The 13,925-nt window shown below is 71.6% G+C and carries 13 protein-coding genes and 2 pseudogenes; 10 read left to right on the top strand and 5 right to left on the bottom strand.

Features of this window, described 5'->3' with window-relative positions:
* The first annotated feature begins 6 nt into the window (after nucleotides 1-6).
* The 6 genes from LE548_RS36685 to LE548_RS36660 are packed head-to-tail and all read left to right on the top strand — an operon-like array spanning nucleotide 7 to nucleotide 7,045.
* A complete protein-coding gene (locus tag LE548_RS36685; RefSeq protein WP_225101365.1) occupies nucleotides 7-936 on the top strand; it encodes a GHMP kinase in 930 nt (309 codons plus the stop codon).
* Nucleotides 937-947: 11 nt separating this feature from the next.
* A complete protein-coding gene (locus LE548_RS36680; RefSeq protein ID WP_225101364.1) occupies nucleotides 948-2,015 on the top strand; it encodes a cysteine synthase family protein in 1,068 nt (355 codons plus the stop codon).
* On the top strand, nucleotides 2,012-3,244 hold the full coding sequence (locus LE548_RS36675) for an ATP-grasp domain-containing protein (protein WP_225101363.1): 1,233 nt from the start codon (nucleotides 2,012-2,014) through the stop codon (nucleotides 3,242-3,244). Before LE548_RS36680 ends, LE548_RS36675 begins: the two co-directional genes overlap by 4 nt.
* A complete protein-coding gene (gene argH / locus LE548_RS36670) occupies nucleotides 3,241-4,716 on the top strand; it encodes an argininosuccinate lyase (protein ID WP_225101362.1) in 1,476 nt (491 codons plus the stop codon). The genes LE548_RS36675 and argH overlap by 4 nt, the downstream gene beginning before the upstream one ends.
* Nucleotides 4,713-5,783, top strand: coding sequence for a low-specificity L-threonine aldolase (ltaE, locus tag LE548_RS36665; RefSeq protein WP_225101361.1), 1,071 nt, complete (start codon nucleotides 4,713-4,715; stop codon nucleotides 5,781-5,783). The genes argH and ltaE overlap by 4 nt, the downstream gene beginning before the upstream one ends.
* Before the next feature lie 2 nt (nucleotides 5,784-5,785).
* Nucleotides 5,786-7,045, top strand: coding sequence for an MFS transporter (locus LE548_RS36660; RefSeq protein WP_225101360.1), 1,260 nt, complete (start codon nucleotides 5,786-5,788; stop codon nucleotides 7,043-7,045).
* Between the two features lie 5 nt (nucleotides 7,046-7,050).
* Here LE548_RS36660 and LE548_RS36655 read toward each other — a convergent pair whose 3' ends face one another.
* On the bottom strand, nucleotides 7,051-8,124 hold the full coding sequence (locus LE548_RS36655) for a helix-turn-helix transcriptional regulator (protein ID WP_225101359.1): 1,074 nt from the start codon (nucleotides 8,122-8,124) through the stop codon (nucleotides 7,051-7,053).
* A gap of 539 nt (nucleotides 8,125-8,663) precedes the next feature.
* Here LE548_RS36655 and LE548_RS46735 point away from each other — a divergent pair.
* Both LE548_RS46735 and LE548_RS46730 read left to right on the top strand, forming a co-directional pair.
* The gene (locus tag LE548_RS46735; protein ID WP_374116221.1) at nucleotides 8,664-8,792 is read left to right on the top strand and encodes an arabinofuranosidase catalytic domain-containing protein; all 129 of its coding nucleotides are present in this window, start codon (nucleotides 8,664-8,666) and stop codon (nucleotides 8,790-8,792) included.
* A gap of 69 nt (nucleotides 8,793-8,861) precedes the next feature.
* Nucleotides 8,862-9,017, top strand: a pseudogene (locus LE548_RS46730) (DUF4158 domain-containing protein); the annotation flags it as partial.
* A gap of 36 nt (nucleotides 9,018-9,053) precedes the next feature.
* Here the strand turns inward: LE548_RS46730 and LE548_RS45675 are convergent.
* The 4 genes and pseudogenes from LE548_RS45675 to LE548_RS36630 form a co-directional block, all read right to left on the bottom strand.
* A pseudogene (locus tag LE548_RS45675) lies at nucleotides 9,054-9,446 on the bottom strand (NADPH-dependent FMN reductase); the annotation flags it as partial.
* 75 nt (nucleotides 9,447-9,521) lie between these two features.
* Nucleotides 9,522-10,259: an alpha/beta fold hydrolase gene (locus tag LE548_RS36640; RefSeq protein ID WP_225101358.1), complete on the bottom strand. Its 738-nt coding sequence runs from the start codon at nucleotides 10,257-10,259 to the stop codon at nucleotides 9,522-9,524.
* Nucleotides 10,260-10,319: 60 nt separating this feature from the next.
* Nucleotides 10,320-11,462 (bottom strand): NAD(P)/FAD-dependent oxidoreductase, encoded by a 1,143-nt coding sequence (locus tag LE548_RS36635; RefSeq protein ID WP_225101357.1) that lies wholly within the window; start codon nucleotides 11,460-11,462, stop codon nucleotides 10,320-10,322.
* Between the two features lie 255 nt (nucleotides 11,463-11,717).
* Nucleotides 11,718-12,413, bottom strand: a complete 696-nt coding sequence (locus tag LE548_RS36630; RefSeq protein WP_225101356.1) for a TetR/AcrR family transcriptional regulator — start codon at nucleotides 12,411-12,413, stop codon at nucleotides 11,718-11,720.
* A gap of 371 nt (nucleotides 12,414-12,784) precedes the next feature.
* Here LE548_RS36630 and LE548_RS36625 point away from each other — a divergent pair, with 371 nt between their 5' ends.
* The gene (locus LE548_RS36625) at nucleotides 12,785-13,249 is read left to right on the top strand and encodes a recombinase family protein (protein ID WP_225101355.1); all 465 of its coding nucleotides are present in this window, start codon (nucleotides 12,785-12,787) and stop codon (nucleotides 13,247-13,249) included.
* Entirely contained in the window at nucleotides 13,216-13,701 is a 486-nt protein-coding gene (locus tag LE548_RS36620) for a hypothetical protein (protein ID WP_225101354.1), read from the top strand. The genes LE548_RS36625 and LE548_RS36620 overlap by 34 nt, the downstream gene beginning before the upstream one ends.
* The last annotated feature ends 224 nt before the right edge of the window (nucleotides 13,702-13,925 follow it).

The following is a 13,925-nucleotide window of genomic DNA, read 5'->3' as shown; positions in this document are numbered from 1 at the left end:
GAAGCCATGCCACTCAACACGTCCACAGCCCTCGCCGGGACGGCGGTCCACGTCCGGGGCACCTACCGCAGCATCGCCCACCACGGAGAGATCCTCCAGGGCGTGTTCGAGACCGGCGGGCGGCTGCGCCGCGGACTGATCACCCTGCCCTGCCCGCTGTACAGCTCGCAGGCCGTCTTCGAACCGTCCACGACGACCGACGAGGTCACGGTGCGGGAGCGGTGGCGCACCAAGGCCGGCCGCGCCGCCGAGCTGGCCCTGCGCACCCTGGGCGGCCCCTATACCGGCGGGCTGCTTCGGGTGACCAGCGACATCCCGCTCGGCCGTGGCTTCGGTTCGTCCACAGCCGATGTCCTGGCCGCGATCGGCGCCGTGTTCCGGGCCGCCGGCCGGGACCCCGGTCCCGCGCAGAGCGCCGCCCTCGCGGTGGCCGCCGAGACCGCCTCCGACGCGCTGATGTACCCGCACCGGGCGGTGCTCTTCGCCCACCGGCAGGGCGAGAGCCTGGAGGATCTGGGCGGCGGGCTGATGCCGCTGGCCGTGCTCGGCTTCGGCACCAGCCGGGACGGCGCGGGGGTCGACACCCTGGAGCTGCCGCCCGCCCGCTACACCGTGTGGGAGATCGAGGCGTTCCGCCCGCTGCTCGGCATGGCCCGCCGTGCGGTGCGCACCGGTGACGTGGCTCTGCTGGGACGGGTCGCCACCGCCAGTGCCCGGCTCAACCAGCGGCACCTGCCCGTTCCGGGCCTGGACGAACTCCTGTGTGTCGCCGAGGAGGTGGGCGCGGCGGGCCTCCAGGTCGCCCACAGCGGCGATGTCGCCGGACTGCTCTTCGACCCGCACCGGCCGGACGCCGAAGCGCGGACCGACAAGGCCCGCAGCCGGCTCGCCGCCCTCGGCATCGAGGACACCTGGCACTTCACCATCGACGGATGAGGAGGGGGACCATGCCTTCGCTGTCTTTGCCCACGCCCAGCGCCTCCATCGTGGAGGCCACCGAACTGCCGCGGCTCGTGCGCCTCGGCCCCAACCTGTGCGGGGCCGCCTTCACACTGATGAAGCTGCTGCCGGCCCGGTTCATGCTCGACCGCGCCGAGCAGCGCGGCGAACTGGGGCCGGGCACCACCGTCCTGGAGACCTCGTCCGGCACCTTCGCGCTGGGTCTGGCGATGGTGTGCCGGCTGCGCGGCTACCCACTGGTGATCGTCGGGGACCCGGCCATCGACCCGGTGCTGCGCCGCCGGCTGCGGGAGCTGGGCACCCAGGTCGAGATCTGTCACGAGCCCAGTCCCGAGGGCGGTTTCCAGCAGGCCCGCCTCGACCGGCTGGAGCAACTGCGCGCCCAGTACCCGCGCCACTATGTGCCGGGGCAGTACCACAACCCCGACAATCCCAACGCCTACGCGGTGGTCGCGGAGCAGATCGCCGAGGCCGTCGGCCCGGTGGACTGTCTCGTCGGTCCGGTCGGCTCCGGCGGCTCGACCGGCGGTACGGCGTCGTTCCTGCGGCTGCTCGCGCCGGGCCTGCGCCTGATCGGCGTGGACACCTCGCCCAGCACGATCTTCGGCCAGCCCGACGGGCCGCGCGCGGTGCGCGGCCTCGGCAACAGCCTCGTCCCGCCCAACGTCCGCCACACCGCCTACGACGAGGTGCACTGGGCGAGCGCCGCCGAGGTGTTCCGCGCCACCCGTGACCTGCACGCGCGGCACGCCCTGTACATGGGACCGACCAGCGGCGCCGCCTTCCTGGTCGCCCGCTGGTACGCCGAACGCCACCCCGACGAGCAGGTGGTGGCGCTGCTGCCGGACGAGGGCCACCGCTACCAGGACTCGGTGTACCAGGACGACTGGCTGCGCGAGCAGGGGGTCCTCGACCAGGAGGTCTGCACCGAGCCGCGTACGGTCGGCTGCCCCGACGACGCCCTCGGCGGCTGGGCGCGGATGGCGTGGGGCCGCCGCAGCCTCGACGAAGTCCTCCGGCCCGCCGCGCCCGCTACCCCGAGGGAGACCCCATGACGCCACCCACCCTGGTGCTGGTGGAGAGCAACACCACCGGCACCGGCCGGCTGTTCGCCCGCCGGGCCCGTGAACTGGGCGCGCTGCCCGTCCTGTTGGCCGAGGACCCGGACCGCTACGCCTACGCGCGCGAGGACGACATCCCGGTGGTGCGGACGGACACCGGCAGCCTGAACGCCGTCGTCGCCGCGGTGCGCGCGCTGCCCGGCGCGGCCCCGGCCGGCCTGACCACCAGCTCGGACTACTTCGTGCCCGTCGCCGCCGCCGCGGCGCACGCCCTGCGCCTGCCCGGTCCCGACCCGCAGGCCGTGCGACGGGTCCGGCACAAGGGCAGCCAGCGCGCCGATCTCGTCGCGAGCGGTGTGCCGGTGGCCGCCCATGCCCTGGTGTCCGGTCCGGAGGAGGCCCTGTCCGCGGTGGACCGGATCGGTCTGCCGGTGGTGCTCAAGCCCACGGACGGCTCGGGCAGCATGGGCGTCCGGCTGTGCACGACCCGGCAGGAGGCGGCCGAGCACGCGGCACGGCTGCTGGCGCGCACCCACAACGAGCGCGGCATGCCGGTGGCCCGGGACTTCCTCGTCGAACAGTACGTGGCCGGGCCGGAGTTCTCGGTGGAGGTGTTCGGGCAGCGGGCGGTGGCCGTGGTCGCCAAGCACCTGGGCGCGGCCCCGCACTTCGTGGAGATCGGGCACGACGTCCCCGCGCCCGTCCCGGCGGCCGAGGCCGACGCGCTCGCCGCCACCGCCGTGCAAGCCGTGAAGGCGCTCGGTCTCGGCTTCGGCGCCGCCCATGTGGAGCTGCGGCTGGGCCCGGACGGGCCCGTGCTGATCGAGGTCAACGCCCGGCTGGCGGGCGGCATGATCCCCGAACTGATCCGAGCGGCCACCGGAGTCGATCTTGTACGGGCGCAGGTGACGGCGGCGCTCGGCCGCCCGGTCGACCTGGAACCCCGTAGCTCCCACCATTCCTCGCTGCGCTTCCTGGTCGTCGACGCCCCGTCGGAACTCGGCGTCCTCCCGGACACCGGGGGCCTGCCCCACGTCACCGGCACCACGCTCACCGGCCGCCTCGGGGTCCGGCTCGTCCCGCACCACGACTACCGCGACCGTGTCGCGCACGTCACGGCCACCGCCCCGACCGCCGAGGACGCGACCCGCGCCGCCGAGACCGCCCTGGCCCGGCTGCGCACCGCGCTGCGGCCCCACCCCGACGAGGAGACCACCGTATGACCGCCACCGGCCGGCTGACCACGTCGGTCGCCCCCGCCGCCGCAGAGATCCTCTTCGAACGGCACCTGCGCGCCCCCGAAGACCCGGTGGCCGCCGAACTGCGGCCCACCAGCCAGGTCGACCGCGCGCACGTCGTGATGCTCACCGAACAGGGCATCGTGGGCCGCGAGACGGCCGCCCGGCTGCTCGCCGGCATCGAGGAGCTACGCGCCACCGGTTTCGCGCCGCTGCGCCGCCGCCCGGCTCCGCGCGGCCGCTATCTCGCCTACGAGGGCTACCTGGTCGAGCAGTTGGGCGCGGAGACCGGCGGAGTGCTGCACAGCGGACGCTCCCGCAACGACCTCAACGCGACCGTCCTGCGCCTGCAACTGCGCGGCCCCTACGACCGGTTGCTCACCGAGTGCGATGCCCTCGGCAGCGCTCTGACCGCCCAGGCCCGCCGATGGCACACCACCGTGATGCCCGCCTACACCCACCACCAGCCGGCCGTGCCCATCACCTACGGCCACTACCTCGCCGGAGTCGCGGCCGCGCTCGTACGCGACCTCGACCAACTGGAGCACGCCGGACGGGAGCTGGACGAGAACCCGCTCGGCGCGGGCGCGGTCGGCGGCACCTCGCTGCCGATCGATCCGTACCGGACCACCGAACTCCTGGGTTTCACCGCCCCGTTGCCCAACTCCCTGCACGCGGTCGCCTCCCGCGACCTGGTGCTGCGGCTGCTCGCCGGCTGCACCGTGCTGGGTGTCCTGCTCACCCGGGTCGCCCACGACCTGCAGTCGTGGACCAGCGCCGAGAACGGCCTGCTGCACCTGCCCGACGATCTCGTCGGCAGCAGCTCGATGATGCCGCAGAAACGCAACCCGTTCCTGCTGGAGAACATCCAGGGGAAGGCCGTCGCCGCACTCGGCGCGCTGACCGCCGCCACGGCGGCCATGTCCACCGCCCGCTTCACCAACGCCATCGCGGTCGGCACCGAGGCCACCGGGCACATCTGGCCGGCCCTGGAGGCCACCACCGACGCCGTGGTCCTGCTCCGGCTCATCGTCGAGGGCGCCGAGCCCCGCGCCGAGCGCATGCTGCGGCGGGCGACCGACGGCCAGACCAGCGCCACCGCGCTCGCCGAACGCCTGGTCGTCGCGGGCGTACCGTTCCGCACCGCCCATCATGACGTCGGTGACATCAGCCGCGAGGCCGCGGAGACCGGCCGCCCCTTCGAGGAGGTCGCCGCCGAGCGGCTGACCGGTCACCCGGCCCGGCTCCTCGCCGGCCTCGACCCCGCCTCCGTCGCGGCGTCCGCCACGGCCGGCGGCGGCCCCGGCCCGGCCGCCGTACTCGCCGCCGCCGACGACGCCACGGCCCGCCTCGCAGCCCTGCGCGCCGCGGCCGGCGCGCGCCGCGACCGCTGGTCGGCCGCCGAAAAGACCCTGACCACCGCCGTCACGACCCTGATCTCCGGGAGCGCCGCATGAACCACGTCGTCGAACTGCGCAGCGACACCTTCACATTGCCCACGCCCCGTATGCTCCGGGCCGCCGCCGAGGCCCGTCTCGGCGACGACGTCTACGGCGAGGATCCGACCGTCACCGAACTCGAAGAGCTGTCGGCCAAGCTGCTCGGCAAGGAGGCGGCCTGTCTGATGCCCAGCGGCACCATGGCCAACCTCGCGGCCCTGCTGACCCACAGTCCGCGCGGCGGCAAGGCCATCGTCGGCGCCGAGTCCGACATCTACGTGTACGAGGCGGGCGGCGCCGCGGTGCTCGGCGGTGTCGTGTACGAACCGATCCCGACCGCGGCCGACGGCACCCTGCCGCTGGACGCCGTCGTCGAGGCCTGTGAAGTCGACGCCGACGACCCGCAGTTCGCGCTGCCGTCGGTCCTGAGCATCGAGACACCGCAGAACCGCAGGGGCGGCATCCCGCTCCCGCCCGCCTACCTGGCCGAGGCCGCGGCGGTGGCCCGCGCCCAGGGGATCGCCCTGCACCTGGACGGCGCCCGCATCTTCAACGCGGCCCTCGCTCTGGGTGTGCCGGCCGCCGACCTCGCCGCGCATGCCGACACCGTCCAGTTCTGCCTGTCCAAGGGGCTGTCCGCGCCGATCGGGTCGATGCTGGTGGGCGACGCCCGGTCCGTCGCCACGGCCCGCCGCATCCGCAAGATGCTCGGCGGCGGCATGCGGCAGGCCGGCATGGTCGCCGCCTGCGGGATCGTCGCGCTGAACGAGATGGTCGACCGTCTCGCCGACGACCACGCGCACGCCGCCCGGCTCGCGGCGGGGCTGGCCGAACTCCCGGGTCTGCGGCTCGATCCGGAGCCGCCGCGCACCAACATGGTCTTCTTCTCGGTCGACCGGGACGCCACCGCCCACACCACCGCCTCGCTCATCGACGCCGCCCACGCGCGGGGTGTGCGCATGGCCGAACTGGGCCGGGACCGCATCCGCGCGGTCACCCACTCCGGTGTCACGGCCGATGACGTCGACCGCGCCGTCACGGTCCTCGCCGAGGTGCTGTCCACCGCGCCCGCGGCCGGGCGGTGAGCGTGGCCCGGTCCGTCACCGCGCCGCGTCCGGCGTCCCTGCTCGCCCACCGGGGTTTCCGGCTGTTCTGGGCGGCGGACACGGTCAGTCAGTTCGGCACCTATGTCGGCAACACCGTCCTTCCGCTGGTGGCCGCGACGACGCTGGCGGCGACACCGCTGGAGATGGGGGTGCTGGGCGCCGCGGAGACGGCCGGGTATCTGCTCATCGGTCTCCCGGCCGGTGTCTGGGTCGCCCGCACCCGGCAGCGCCTGCTGATGCGCCGGACCGCCGTGGCCCGGGCACTGCTGCTGGCCACGGTCCCGGCGGCCTGGTGGCTCGGCGTGCTGACCACGGTCCACCTCATCGTCGTGGCCCTGCTGGCGGGGGTCTGCGCGGTCCTGTTCGACATCGCCCACCAGTCCCATCTGCCCGCCCTCGTCGCCCGCGGCCGGCTCCTCGAAGGCAACGCCCGGCTCCAGTCCAGCCAGTCCCTGGCGCAGATCACCGGTCCGGGCATCGGCGGCACCCTGACCCAGCTCACCGGGGCAGCGGCCCCCGTCCTCGGCACGGCGGGCGGCTATGTTCTGGCCGCCGCCCTGCTGCGCCGGGTGCGCGAGCCCGACCCGCTCCCGCCGGAGGAGGCTTCGCGGGGCTCCGTGGCCGGCCAGGTGAGCGAGGGCCTCGGCTACGTGGCCCGCACCGCGGCGCTGCGGGCCATCACCTGCTGCACGGCCACCGCCAACCTCTTCAGCGGGGTCCTCGGCGCGGTCAACGTCCTCTTCCTGACCCGCACCCTGGGCCTGTCCGAAGCGGCCGTGGGTCTGCTGCTGAGCGTGCTCGGCCTGGGCGGTGTCCTCGCCGCCGCCACGGCCGGCCGGCTGATCCGCGCCGTCGGACAGGCGCGGGCCGTATGGCTGGTCCCGCTCACCACCTTCCCCGCGCTGCTCCTGGTCCCGCTCGCGGGGCCGGGCGCCCGCCTGACCCCGGCCGTACTCGGCCTGTTCGTGACCGGCTACGGCACCGTCGTCTACAACATCGCCCAGGTCAGCTACCGGCAGGCCGTCTGCCCCGAGCACATGCTCGCCCGGGTCAACGCCACCGTCCGTTTCGTGGCCTTCGGCGCCCTCACCCTCGGCACGCTGACGGGCGGGGTGCTGGGTGAACTCCTGGGCAGCCGGGGCACGTTGTGGATCGCGGCGACGGGCAGCTGCCTGGCCGTGCTGTGGGTGCTGTGCTCACCCCTGCGGAATCTGCGGGACTTCGAACGCGCCGAGGCGTGAGGGGCTCATCCCCCGGGCAGGCGCAGCACCATGTCGTGCACGCGGGGCTCCGGCGGCTCGGGCAGCCCGGCCGTGTCGTCCAGGCCCCAGTATGCGAGCGAGCGGCCGACGAGGATACCGGCCTGGAATCGGCTCTCGGCTCCGAGCAGCCGCATGATGTCGGCGATATGCCGCCGGGTGGTGCGCAGGGACATGCCAACCCTGCGCGCGATCGTCTCGTCCTTGAGGCCGGCGGCCAGCAGCCGCACGATCGTCTGGTCGACCTCCTTCGCGACCTTCTCCAGGTGCGACGGGGCCGCAGGGTGGAACGGCGTGGCATGCGCCCAGACGTGTTCGAAGAGCTGGTGGAGAAAGGCGACGACGGAGGCCTCGCGGATGGCGACGGCGCCGTTGACGTCGTCGCGCAGCGGGATGAAGGCGAGTCTGTGACCATCGAAGATGATCATCCGGCCCACGAGGTCGTGGACGGTACGGTACTCCGCGCCGAGGGCGGCGGCCTGGGCGACGTACACCTGGCTGGGGCCGTTGAAGCGGGAGGTGTGGTGGTACACCGTGCGCATCCGCACGCCTCTGGACAGCAGGGCGTGGTCGCGGGCCATGGCCTCCTCCAGCGCCTCCGGCTGGCGGTTCCCGCCGGGCTGCATGGTGACCATCTCCTCGCGGCACTCGGCGGCGGCGCGGTTCAGCGCGGCCCGTACCTCTTCGAGGCTGGGGATGACCTCCAGCGTGCAGCTCTCACCGCCGCGGGCGCGTAAGAAACGGTTCCGCAGCAGGTCGAAGTCGTGCAGCAGACGGTCGAGTTGGGCCTGTTCACGCCGGATGGTCTCGTGCAGGGGCCGGGTGCGCAGGACCGCGGCCGCGTCCGGATCGACCGCCCAGGCCACCGCCTCGTCCTCCGGGTCGACGCGGACCACCCGCAGCCGCACCAGCCGTTTGAAGGCGGTCGCCGCCTGCTCCCGGCTGATGCCGAGGTCTCGGGCGGCTCTGCCGAGATCGGCACGTCTGTTGTCCAGAATCCATCCATAGAGCTCGATCGCGTACTCGTCGAGCAAGGGCTCGTCGAATGTGTCCGCACTCATGGTGCTCCGTAAGTTGCTCGACGGCCCGCAGGGCCGGGTGTGCCTGATGGTGCTTTCGTCCCCCCGAGTTGTCAGGTCAAACTATCCAATCTCCGTGGCTCCCTCCAGTGCCCTGTCTGTCGTTTCCTTGACAGGAGAGTAAATTCTGTCTTTACGGATAATTCGGCCACAAAGTCCCTGAATAGGAGGCAACAGGGGCTGGAGCATGGCCTGTTCGGGCAAGGCGCGCCAGCACCGTTCGATCGAAACCTGCACCAGGAAATGTGGCGCAATTCCGCTGTGAATTTTTCGCCGACGGCCTGCCGGATTCGACCGCGACTCGGCGGATCGCGTCACAGGCATTGACGATCGGGGCGGGATTTCTATCATCCTGAGGATCCGAAGCGCCGAGCGCTGTTCGGTATTCCGGACATGTGATGACGGAAAGGTGAAACACCCCCACCCGTCGAAGGAGCTCACTCATCCCCATCCGCTCACTGATACGGCCCCGGCAGCGCACACTGCTCGCGACCGGAGCGGCCACCGCGCTCAGCGTCGGCGTGCTCACCGGCGCGGCACCCGCCGCCCCGGCGGCCACCTCGCTGCCGTGCGACCTCTACGCCGCCGGCGGCACCCCCTGCGTGGCGGCACACAGCGCTGAGATTGATCATGGTCGGCCAACACAGTGATCGGGTGCCACGCAGGGGTTCCCCGGGAAGATCGTTGATCACTAGTGAGGGACGGCTACCGTCCGCCGGGTGCCGGTGGAATTTTTAACTGATGCGCAGGCTGAGGCGTACGGGAAGTTCGCCGAGGAGCCCACGCGTCCGGAGCTGGAACGCTTCTTCTTCCTGGACGACGTCGACCGTGATCTGATCGCGCTGCGGCGTACGAAACCGGGCGCGCAGGGCTTCGACGGCGCGGACACCTCCATCGACGCCGTAGGAGACAAGGCCCACGGCCTTGTTGTTCCACTCGGCGTAGACGCGGTCGAGGGCGTTCTTCAACACGCCGGGGAAGGAGTGGTTGCACTCGGGAGTGACGAGTACGTAGCCGTCGTAGGTGGCGACGGTCGTGGCCCACTGCTGGGTGTCGGAGTGGGTGTAGCGGCCCATGGCGGGCGGGAAGGGTTCGTCGATCTGCGGCAGGGCGACCTCGGCGAGGTCGATCAGGTCGCAGTCGGCGTCGCCGCGCTTTGGGGCCTGCTCCAGGACCCACTGTGCGACGCGTTCGCGGCACGTCCGGTGTGGGTGCTGCCGAGAATGGTCGCGACCTTCGTCATCGTGTCTCCGGCCGGTGGAAGAAGCGGTCGGCTCCCCGCCCTGGGCGCGGATCGGTCCCACGGTCACGCGTGATCAACCGCTTGCCGAGGACAACGCCGACGTCGGCCCGCGGACGGGGAACCGGATGGCAGGGGTTCACTGGCCGGTGGCCGAGGTTCGGTGGGTGAGGAAGGAGTCGAGATGGGTGAAGACCGTCTCGGGCTTTTCGCGGATGGGCAGGTGTCCTGCGCCGGGGATGAGTTCGAATCGCGCGTGGGGGAACCCTGCGGCGTATGCGCGACCGAAGTCGGGGGTGACGACTGCGTCGTCGGCGCCCCAGATCACCAGTACCGGGCAAGTGACGGTGGAAAGGCGGGGCAGCATGTCGGCGTCTGCCATGGCAGGCCCTGCGTAGGCGCGCATGGCGGCCATCGCCTGTGCGGACGGTCCGCCCTGCGGCGCCGGAGCCGGTGGACCGGCGGGCACGGTGATCTGCTGGCCGGGTATGACGGGGCCGATGGCGTCCATGAGGACGAGCCGGGAGATCCGGCCCTCGCAGTCGTCCAGGACGGTCTGGGTGGCTACCCAGCCGCCGAAGGACGTGCCGATCACCGTCACGTCGTTCAGCCCGAGGTGGCCGAGAAGTTCCAGGTAGGCAGCGGCGAGTGCGGGCACACAGTCCAGGTCGTCGGGCCGTACGGTGGCGTCCCAGCCCGGATGGGTGGGCGCGACCACCCTGCGATCCGGTGCCAGGTGGTCGATCAGGGGCGAGATGCTGGAGGGGCCGGGGCCGCCGTGCAGGACGAGGACCGGGCTGCCGCTGGTGCCGGCCTCGCGCACTTCGAGGTCGAGGCCGGGCCGCACCGGAATAGTGCGCTGATGGGGTGCGGTCATGAGGTGCTCCTGGATGCGGGGGTTCAGTGACTGAGGGCGCAGCGGCCGTGAGAGCGGGCCTCACTGGGCTGCCGGGTCGGAGGTGAAGAAGGCGGCCATCTGCTCCAGGCCGCGCTCGCCGAACATGGTGTCCAGGTTGGCGGCGGACTCGGCGGCGGACGCCTCGCTGCGCGGGAAGAGTGCCTCCTCGTACGCTGCCAGGGCGGCTTCGGTGTCGCCGGGGTGGGCGGCGATGGTCAGGGCGAGTTCGGCGCCGTCGAGCATGGCGAGGTTGGCGCCCTCCCCGGCGAAGGGGGACATCAGGTGGGCGGCGTCACCGAGCAGCGTCACGCCCGGGACGCGGTCCCAGCGGTGTCCGAGGGGCAGGGCGTGGATACGGCGCGGTGTGATCGTGTCCGCGTCGGCGACCAGGGCGCGCAGGCCCTCGTCCCAGCCCTCGAAGTGGGCGAGAACCGCGGCCTTGGCGGCAGCGTGGTCGGTGAAGTCGACCGTGTCCAGCCAGCCTTCGTCGGCCTTGAGCGCCGTGTAGACGTGGAGACTGCCGTCGCTCTCCCGGTGCGCGAGGACACCGCGTTCGCCCCCCAGGGCGATGAAGAACCCGCCGCCGATGACCGCGGCGCTGCGCGGGTGGCGGGTGTCGGCGTCGAACAGGTCGGTCTCAACGATGGAGATGCCGGTGTAGGCGGGCCAGGCGTCGGAGACCAGCGGCCGGATCCGGGACCAGGCGCCGTCCGCGCCGATCAGGAGATCGGTGGTGATGGCCGAGCCGTCGGCGAACGTCACCTCGTGGCGCCCGTCGCCCACCGCCCGGGCGCCGGTGACCTTCCGGCCCCAGTGGATCGTGCCGTCGGGCAGGGAGCCGAGCAGCAGGTCACGCAGGTCGCCGCGGTCCGCCTCCGGCCGGCCGCCGGTGCCGTCGTCCTCCTCGGCCACGTGCACCGTGCCGTCGGGGCCGAGGAGACGCATGGCCTGACCTCCCTGGTGCACGATCTTGAGGAAGTCGTCGTGGAGGCCGGCGGCGTGCAGGGCCTTCTGCCCGTTCTCCTCATGGATGTCGAGCATCCCGCCCTGCGTACGGGCCGCCGCCGACACCTCCAGTTCGAAGATCGCCGACTCGATGCCGTTGACGTGCAGGACACGGGCGGCGGTCAGGCCGCCGAGACCTGCACCGACGATCGCGATCGGGAAATGGCTGGTGCTCATGGGGCCTCCGAAAGCAGTAGGGGAACACCTCTGTCCGCTCTGTCCGCCGAGCTGGTCCCGCCGACACCGCCAAGCTCCTGAGGAAGGCCGGCGTACACGTGATCGGCAGGCAATAGCTCGGTCACACACAAGACCGTAGCGAACATGTTCGTTGCGAACAAGTTCGGTACGGGCTGTGTGTCAGCGGCAGGCGGCGAGAGAACTGCGTTCAACCAAGCCGCAGCCGCCGGCAGGGCGGGCGAGCCCGCCCGGAACTCAGCCTCCTGTGCCCGGAACGGGCGTGTGCGTGATGCCGTTGACGAGGACGTCGAAGCTCCAGCGGATCCTGTCCGGCACCGAGCCGCCGATCAGGGCGGGCATGTGCGCGGTGATCGCCGGATGCGTGGCGGCGTCCACGGCGTGAAGTGCACGTACCGTGGCGTTCCAGTCGTCCTCGGAAGCGGGATCGTGCTCACGTGTCGCGTGCTCGGCAGCGGTGGCCGTCGCGTCCTGGAGCAGTTTGTCCACCCCCCAGGCGACTTGCTCGCGACCGGCGCCGCTTTCTGAGAGGAGATCGAGGATGCGCTCCACCAGGCGCAGGTAGTTCTCCCCGCTCGGGCGGGCGACGAGCGCGGCCCGCGCCAGCTGCGGGTGCTCGAACAGCACCTGGGTGTACGACGTCATGACGGCACGAAGCTGCTCGCGCCAGTCCTCACCGCCGTCCCGCCCGGTCAGGTCGACCTCGCCGAGCAGGGAATCCAGAACAGCTGCGTGCAGCTCGGCGGTGTTGGCGATATAGACGTACAGCGACGCCGGGCCGGTATCCAGCTCCTGCGCCAGGCGGCGCATCGTGACCTTCCCCAGCCCCTCCGCCCGCATGATCCGCACGGCGGTGTCCACAATCCAGCGCCGGGACAGGGCGGGCTTCGCCGGCCGCTCCCGGCGGCTGATCGGCTCTCTTCTGGCAGTCATAACTCGATCGTAACGAACATGTTCGCAGTGTGGGATCGCCCGACTCACTCTCGGCCCCCAAGGACGGCGGTTCTCACAAACGACGCGATGCGAGAGTTCTGCGACAGGCCCGGAAGTGATCACGAATCCGCAGGTCACCGTTCGCAGAAGGCCTCTCAAAACCCGGATGTGCTGCGAGACGGTTCTGACAGACTGCCGGGGTGCATCTGACGTCCGATCAAGCCGCAAACACGGTAGAACGAAACGACTGACCGTAGTGTGAAGCCCCGGCCGGCAGTCCGTGCCGCACCGACGCCGGCAAGACCGCGACGAACTACCACACCGCCCGCTTCATCCTCGTCCCCGCGCTCCACGAAGAACTCGATGTCCTCGTGCCCGACGACCGCGGCCCGGGACGGCCGTGGAAGCCGGGCCCGCCCGTGGAGACGGTGCCGGCCGCCGCGGCGGCGAAGCCGATCCGGATCGGGTACGCGCGCTACTCGACCGCCCGGCAGGAATTGCAGAGCCAGCTCGACGCACTCCGGCCGGTCTGCAAGCTGATCTTCTCCGAGAAGATCAGCACGCGCGTGAAGACCCGGCCGAAGTTGGAGGAGGCGCTGAAGCTGGCGGAGGAAGCGCTGAAGCTGGCGTACGACAGCAAGGAGGCCGCCCCGGACCAGGAGGACATCCTCACCATCCGCGAGCTCAAACGCCTGGCCCGCAACGCCGCCGAGCTGATGACCCTGTCCAACCAGCCCCAGACCGCCGGCGTCCAGCTCGAACTCCTCACGGGCCCCCTGACCGGCATCTACGACCCCAGCGCATGGGGGCGATGTTCTTCGCCGTGCAGGCCCTGACCGGGCTGCTGCTGCCCTCCGCCAGCGCCTTCCTGCTCCTGCTGTGCAACGACCGGGGCGTCCACGGCCCCTGGATCAACCCGCGCTGGCTCAACATCCTGGCCACCGTCATCATCTCGGTGCTCCTGATGCTGTCCGGGATCCTCGTCGCGACCACCCTGCTCCCGTCGCTGAACACCGCCCAGGTCGCCATGTGGCTCGACGGGGTTCTGTTCGTCGGACTTCTGGCCGCCGGAGCGTGGCTGCGCATCGTCCGTACCCGCCAACCACCGGCCGTGCCCCGGGCCGAGGAGCTCCCCCGCACCGAACGCGAGAGCTGGCGCATGCCGCCACTCGCCCTGCTCGAACCGGTCGTCTGGTCGCCCGGCCTGAGACTCGCAATGAGCCTGCTGCGCGGCTACCTCGTCATCGCCGCACTGTTGCTGCTGGTCAAGGCGATCCAACTCGGCTGAGCAGACGCACGACAAGCTGGCCACCAAGGACTCCCATGACGGCACTTCCGACCATGGCCTACATCACACCACGGCGGCGTCAAGGACCCGCCAAAAAGTTGCGAGGCTGCGCAAGTGTGGGTCTAGACTCTTAGAGGTTTAAAAGAAGGCACCTCGTTCGGTGAGGCGTCTTCACGGACACAGGCCACTGACCCCACGACGTCGAGAGACGCCCAGGGTCAGGA

The organism is Streptomyces sp. CoH27, from assembly GCF_020181035.1.
In the GTDB taxonomy this organism is placed as follows: domain Bacteria; phylum Actinomycetota; class Actinomycetes; order Streptomycetales; family Streptomycetaceae; genus Streptomyces; species Streptomyces camelliae.
Note: the sequence above shows the minus strand (reverse complement) of the source record. Positions and strands in the feature narration are given on the sequence as shown.